Origin of the sequence: Sandarakinorhabdus sp., assembly GCF_051860625.1 — a bacterium.
Classification (GTDB): Bacteria; Pseudomonadota; Alphaproteobacteria; order Sphingomonadales; family Sphingomonadaceae; genus Sandarakinorhabdus.
Map to the genome: position 1 here is coordinate 192,242 of NZ_JBHYDQ010000006.1, position 6,143 is coordinate 198,384.

General features: G+C 66.8%; 6 protein-coding genes. 4 read left to right on the top strand and 2 right to left on the bottom strand.

Annotation, left to right across the window (positions count from 1 at the left end; genetic code table 11):
• Positions 1 to 9 precede the first annotated feature (9 nt).
• A complete protein-coding gene (locus ACTIEZ_RS07905) occupies positions 10 to 405 on the top strand; it encodes a hypothetical protein (protein ID WP_439546119.1) in 396 nt (131 codons plus the stop codon).
• 105 nt (positions 406 to 510) lie between these two features.
• Here ACTIEZ_RS07905 and ACTIEZ_RS07910 read toward each other — a convergent pair whose 3' ends face one another.
• Both ACTIEZ_RS07910 and ACTIEZ_RS07915 read right to left on the bottom strand, forming a co-directional pair.
• Positions 511 to 1,311, bottom strand: a complete 801-nt coding sequence (locus tag ACTIEZ_RS07910; protein WP_439546120.1) for a crotonase/enoyl-CoA hydratase family protein — start codon at positions 1,309 to 1,311, stop codon at positions 511 to 513.
• Positions 1,312 to 1,320: 9 nt separating this feature from the next.
• The gene (locus ACTIEZ_RS07915; RefSeq protein ID WP_439546121.1) at positions 1,321 to 3,216 is read right to left on the bottom strand and encodes an acyl-CoA dehydrogenase family protein; all 1,896 of its coding nucleotides are present in this window, start codon (positions 3,214 to 3,216) and stop codon (positions 1,321 to 1,323) included.
• A gap of 135 nt (positions 3,217 to 3,351) precedes the next feature.
• On the opposite strand from ACTIEZ_RS07915, the gene ACTIEZ_RS07920 reads away from it, so the two are divergent.
• The 3 genes from ACTIEZ_RS07920 to ACTIEZ_RS07930 all read left to right on the top strand — a co-directional run bounded on the left by ACTIEZ_RS07920 (position 3,352) and on the right by ACTIEZ_RS07930 (position 5,879).
• Complete coding sequence (locus ACTIEZ_RS07920; RefSeq protein ID WP_439546122.1) at positions 3,352 to 4,707, top strand: L-serine ammonia-lyase; 1,356 nt, start codon at positions 3,352 to 3,354, stop codon at positions 4,705 to 4,707.
• Between the two features lies 1 nt (position 4,708).
• Positions 4,709 to 5,491, top strand: coding sequence for an enoyl-CoA hydratase/isomerase family protein (locus ACTIEZ_RS07925; RefSeq protein WP_439546123.1), 783 nt, complete (start codon positions 4,709 to 4,711; stop codon positions 5,489 to 5,491).
• A 64-nt stretch (positions 5,492 to 5,555) separates the two neighbouring features.
• A complete protein-coding gene (locus ACTIEZ_RS07930; RefSeq protein WP_439546124.1) occupies positions 5,556 to 5,879 on the top strand; it encodes a hypothetical protein in 324 nt (107 codons plus the stop codon).
• Positions 5,880 to 6,143: the final 264 nt, after the last annotated feature.

Sequence of the window (6,143 nt, forward strand, 5' to 3'; positions counted from 1 at the left end):
TGTGGACCTATGGGTCAAGACATTGCACGCACCGCATCGCCGGCCAGTGCCGCGTGGTTCACGCGCGGCTTTCTGCTGCTGGCGGCGCTGTGGCTGGTGGCGCAGGCGCACGCGGGCGTTTTTCTGGGGGATATCAGCGATGCCGGTCGTGTGCCGGGCAATATCTGCTGGCTGTTGATTGTCTGGTGCCTGGCGCGGCTGCTGGTGGATTGGGGCGTACGCAGCGTGCGGACCGTGCAGGTGAGCCGCGATTCGCTGTTTCTGCTGGCGGCGCTGCTGGGGTTCGAATTGCTGTGGCAGGTGGTCGATGTGGCGGCACTGGGGCTGGCGGCATTTTTCGTGCAGCCGGTGATGGTGATCCTGGGCTTTGGCGCACTGCATCGGCGGCGGGTGGCGGCGGGGTAGTTTTCTCATGTCGCCCCGCACTTGATGCGGGGCTTGGCTGTTTCCACGTGCGCCAAGAAAGCCAAGCCCCGCATCAAGTGCGGGGTGACGTTGAAGCATGCAGGCCTATTTCCCCGTGAACTGCGGCGCCCGCTTTTCCAGAAACGCCGCCATCGCCTCGCGATTGTCGTCGGTGGTGTGGGCCAGCGCCTGCATGGCGGCTGACAGGTTCAGCACCGTGTCCAGGCTGGCGGTGCGGGCTTCCCAGAGCAGGCGCTTGGTCATGCGGACGGCCTGAGTCGGGTTGGCCGCGATGCGTGAGCCGATGGCGCGGGCGGCATCGAGCAGTTCGGCATCGGGCACCACGCGCGACACCAGCCCGATGCGCAGCGCTTCGGCCGCATCGATCATGTCGCCGGTCAGCGCCAGTTCGGCGGCCTTGGCGTGGCCGACCACGAACGGCAGCAGCCAGGCGCCGCCGTCGCCGGGGACGATGCCCAATTTCACGAAACTTTCGGCGAATTTCGCGCTCTCCGCGGCGATGCGGATGTCGCACATGCAGGTGAGATCGCAGCCGGCGCCGATGGCGGGGCCGTTGACAGCGGCGATGATCGGCACCTCCAGCGCGGCGAAGGCGCGGGGCAGGCGCTGAATGCCGGTCAGATAGTTGCGGCGCGTGGCGATGGGCGACGCGCTGACCAGGCCCTCACCGCTGGCCATCTTCTTCAGATTGCCGCCGGACGAAAATCCCTTGCCGGCGCCGGTGAGGATGGCGACGCGGGCTTGCGGATCATTCTCCAGCCTGGCCAGCGCGGCGAGGATGGCATCGACCATGTCGTCATCGGACACGGGATTGCGCAGCTCGGGCTGATTGAGGGTGATGGTGACGATGGCGCCGTCGGCTTCGTAGAGGACAAGATCGGTCATTTCAAACTCCTATCTGACGCCAAGGCCGCGGGCGATAATGCCGCGCAATATTTCGCGGGTGCCGCCGCGCAGGGACACCATCGGGGCGATCTGGATGGTGGCGTCCAGCGTGGCCAGCAACGATTGCGGTGGATCGGGGATCTGCGGCAGCAGCGCCCGCGCGACTTCGGGGATGGTTTGTTCGAAGGTGGCGCCCAGGTCTTTCACGATGGCGGCTTCCAGCGCCGGGTCTTCGCCGGCCTCCAGCAGGGCAGCCATGCCGCGCGCCATCTGCCTGAGCACGATCAGATGCGCGCACAGGCGCCCGATCGGGGCGTGTGCGGCGGCGGGGGCATCGGGGCCGAGCGCGGCGACCAGTTCATCGGCGAGCACGATGGTGGACAGGAAACGTTCCGGGCCGGAGCGTTCATAGGCGAGTTCGGCCATCACCTGCGCCCAGCCGCCGCCTTCGCTGCCGACGAGGGCCGCCAGCGGAACGAGCACATCATCGAAATGCACTTCGTTGAAATGATGCTGGCCCATCAGATCGATGATCGGGCGCAACGTGATGCCTTGCGTGTCCATGGGCACCAGTAACTGGCTCAACCCTTCGTGCCGCGTGCCGTCGCCAGTGCGGCAGAGCAGCAGCATCAGATGCGCCTTGTGGGCGAACGTGGTCCAGAGTTTGGTGCCGCTGATGCGCCAGCCTTCGGCGGTGCGGCGGGCGCGGGTGGTGATGGCGGCGAGGTCCGATCCGGCGCCGGGTTCGCTCATGCCGATGCAGGCATAAAGTTCGCCGCGGGCGATGGCCGGCAGATGGGCTTGTTGGGCAGGCGTGCCGAGTTTGAGCAGCAGCGGCCCGGTCTGACGGTCGGCGATCCAATGGGCCGCAACCGGCGCGCCGGCGGCGAGCAGTTCCTCGATCACCACCAGCCGATCGAGGGCGCTGCGGGCCTGGCCGCCGTGCACTTTGGGCCAGCACATGCCGATCCAGCCTTGTGCACCCAATTTGCGGCTGAAATCCGGGCTGTGGCCGTTCCAGCTATGGGCGCGGACCTGGGCGGGCAGATCGGCTAGTTCGGCCGCGAGGAAGGCACGGACATCGGCGCGCAAGGCCGCGTGGGCCGGCGTTTCGGCGACGGCGGGGAAGCGGAAGCGTTCTCCGGTCGTGGTGGCTGCAGTGCCGGCGGGCTGGTTGTATGGGGGCTCAATGGTTGCGCATGCCCAGAGGCTGCCGGCCTTGAGTGCCGCCTGGCCCAGCATGGCATGGTGCTGATGCTCGCTGCCGTGGGCATCGCGCCATTGCCACAGCCCGGCGGTGAACAGGTGCAGGCGGTGATCGGCGGTCACGCCGATGGCGCCGTGCAACTGGTGGGCAAGCGCCGCGACCTGGCCGGCGGCTTCGCTGGCGCGGGCCTTGGCGGCTGCGATTTGCTGGCTGAACCCGCTGTCCAGCGCCAGCGCGGCCACACCCACGGCCGTGCCGGCGGCGGCGGTTTCGGCGGCCATGATGGCCAGGCTGTGCTGCACGGCCTGATTTTTCGACAGGGCTTTTCCGAATTGCTGGCGGGTCTGCGTCCAATCGAGGGTCATCGCCAGCACCGCTTCGCACAGGCCGGCGATTTCGGCGGTGCAGAGCGCGGTGTGCCACAGATCGGCAGACAGGTGGGGCGCAGCAGCGAGCATGGCATGGGCCAATGGCCAGGGCGCGCCAGCGCGGCCATGGGCGTGGGCGATGGCCAGCACGGTGGCGGGATCGAGGGCGAGGCCTCCGGCAGCTTCGGGCGCGAGAGCCAGCGGCAAGCCGGCCTGTTCCAGCACGTCCCAGCCGTCCACGGTCTGGCCAGCGCGCGCCTGGCGCAGCCGGGTTTCGGTAGCTTCGTGGGCGAGAAGCCGGCTGGCCTGGTCGATGAGAGTGGTGTCCATATTATCCCTTCCCGTCACCCCGGCGTGCGCCCGGATGACGATCAGCTGTAAGGATAGGCCAGCACCTGCATCATGCACAGGCTGGGCATAGCGGCAGGGCGTGACAGTTCGTCCGGGGTGGGGCAAGGATTGGCCATGTTGTCAGTGCTCGACATGTTCCGGGTGGGGGTGGGGCCGTCGAGTTCGCACACGGTCGGGCCGATGCGTATCGGTTTGCGGGTGCGGCGCAGCCTGGCCGGGATGGATTGGCCAAGCCATGCGCGGCTGGTGGTGATTTTGCAGGGCAGCCTGGCATTTACCGGCCATGGCCATGGCACGCTGCGCGCGGTGGCGCTGGGGCTGATCGGCCATGCGCCGGAAACCATTGATCTGGCGGCGGCGGCGCGCGACCTGGCGGCGTTGCAGGTGAGCGGCCGGCTGGATGTGGAGGGGCGACCACTGAATTTTGCGCCCGATGCCGATATCCGCCTGGATTACGAGACGCGCGATCTGCTGCATCCCAATGCGTGTCAGATGGCGCTGTGGGCCGGTGACGAACTGCTGTGGCAGGAGGATTGGTTTTCCACGGGCGGCGGCTTCATCGCCAGCCGGCGGCAATTGGCCCAGGAACTGCCGGCGGATCGGGTGCAGAGCGGCCATGCTGTGCCGCATCCCTTTGGCAGCGCCGCCGAATTGCTGGCGCTGGCCGACAGGCTGGACCAGCCATTGGATGGCATCGTGCTGGCCAATGAAGATGCGATCCGGCCACGCGACGAGACACTGGCGGGGCTGGACATGGTGGCGCGGGTAATGCTGGCCTGCATCGATCGCGGGTTGACGACGGAGGGCGTGTTGCCGGGCGGGCTGAAGGTGGACAGGCGCGCGCCGACGCTGTGGCGGCAGGTGCAGGATGGCCGCAGCCGCAACGAGCCGGAGCGCTTGTTTGATCTGCTCAATGTGTTTGCGATGGCGGTGAACGAGGAAAATGCTGCTGGTGGCCAGGTGGTGACGGCGCCGACCAACGGCGCGGCGGGTATCTTGCCCGCAGTGATGCGCCATTATTGCGAGACAGACGCGCAGCGGCGGCGGTTTCTGCTGACAGCGGGTGCCATCGGCCTGCTGTATAAACAGCGCGCGTCGATTTCGGGCGCGGAAATGGGCTGCCAGGGCGAAGTGGGGGTGGCCTGTTCGATGGCGGCGGCGGGGCTGGCGGCGGTGTGGAATGCGAGCGCAGTGCAGGTCGCCAATGCCGCCGAAATCGGCATGGAGCATAATCTGGGGCTGACCTGCGATCCCGTTGGTGGCCTGGTGCAGATCCCCTGTATCGAACGCAATGCGATTGGCGCAGTGAAGGCCGCCAACGCGGCAAGGCTGGCGCTGCACCGGCCGGGGCAGGGGCGGGTGACGCTGGATGAAGTGATTGAAACGATGCGGCAAACCGGCGTCGATATGAGCCATAAGTATAAAGAGACGAGCCAGGGCGGCTTGGCGGTGAATGTGGTGGAGTGCTGAGATGATCACACTGGATGTGCACGACCATATCGCCACCATCACGCTGGACCGGCCCGAGCGCCGCAATGCATTGACGCAGGGGATGCTGGCCGATGTGGAGCGCATTGCCGATGATCTGCGCGGGCATGGGCGTGTGCGTGCGGTGGTACTGCGCGGCGCCGGCACGGATTTTTCGGTAGGGGCCGATCTTGCCGAAATGCAGGCCCGAATGGCCAATCCGGCACCGTTGGCCGAGGCGCGGCGCGGTGCGCAATTGGGCGCGCGGGTGATGCGCGCGGTGATGGGCATCGATCAGCCGACCGTGTGCGCCGTGCAGGGCATCGCCACCGGCGGCGCCACCTGCATCGCCACGGCGTGCGATTTCCGCCTGGCTGCCGCGGGCGCGCGGCTGGGCTATGGCGAAGTGAAGATCGGCATCAATCTGATGTGGAATGCGCTCGGCCCGCTGGTGGCGCTGATCGGCCCGGCGCGGGCCAAGCGCATGGTGATGACCGGCGCGCTGTTCGATGTGCAGACGCTGGCCGGCTGGGGCCTGATCGACGAAGTGGTGCCGGCGGACGAACTGGATGCACGCGCGCTGGCCATGGCGCAGGACCTGGCAGCGCTGCCGCCGTTGGCGGTGCAGATGATCAAGCGCAGCATCAATGCCGTGGCGCATGCGCTGGATGCGGCCGTGCTGCACGCCGATGCCGACCAATGGCTGCTGGCGACGCAAAGCGCGGATTTTGCCGAGGCGCTCAGCGCGTTTCGCGACAAGCGGCCCGGGCGTTTCAGCGGGAATTGACCCGCCAGGTAATTGCTGCGGCTATGCCGGTGGTCGATGGCTGGACAAGCCGAAAGGACATCCCATGCTGCTGCTGCGCCTGTTCTGCATCGTCATCTTCGTCAGCCTGTCGGCCTATACGGGGCCAGTGTTGATGGCAGAGCCCAATCTGTTCCCGGCATTTTTCGGGGCAATTGGCGCTGGCGGCTGGCAGGGCCAGTTCAACCTGGATTTCATGTTCATGCTCAGCCTGTCGGGCCTGTGGGTCGGTTGGCGGCATGGCGCCAACCCGGCCGGGCTGGCGCTGGCGCTGCTGGCGTTTCTGGGCGGTGCGCTGTTCCTGTCGGTCTATCTGTTCGTGCAGAGTTTCCGGTGCGGGGATGTGCGGGAGATTTTGGTGGGGCGTTAGAGCGCTTCTCGACCAAGTTGGATCACCGTCATCGCCCTGACGGGCGACCCCTGCGGGGCGGCGCGCCTTTGGCCCAGGGCAGCGTCGTTCGTCGGTTACGATGCAAAGAGCATCGCGCCCTCCTCGCTCCTTGCCCTGAACCAAATGCGCTGCCGTGCCGATGACCCAACTTGGTCGAAAAACGCTCTAGACTCGATTGCATGGTGACTGAATCGATTTGGGATTCCCAAGGTGACTGATTTCTGATTCACCCTGATTGCTGGG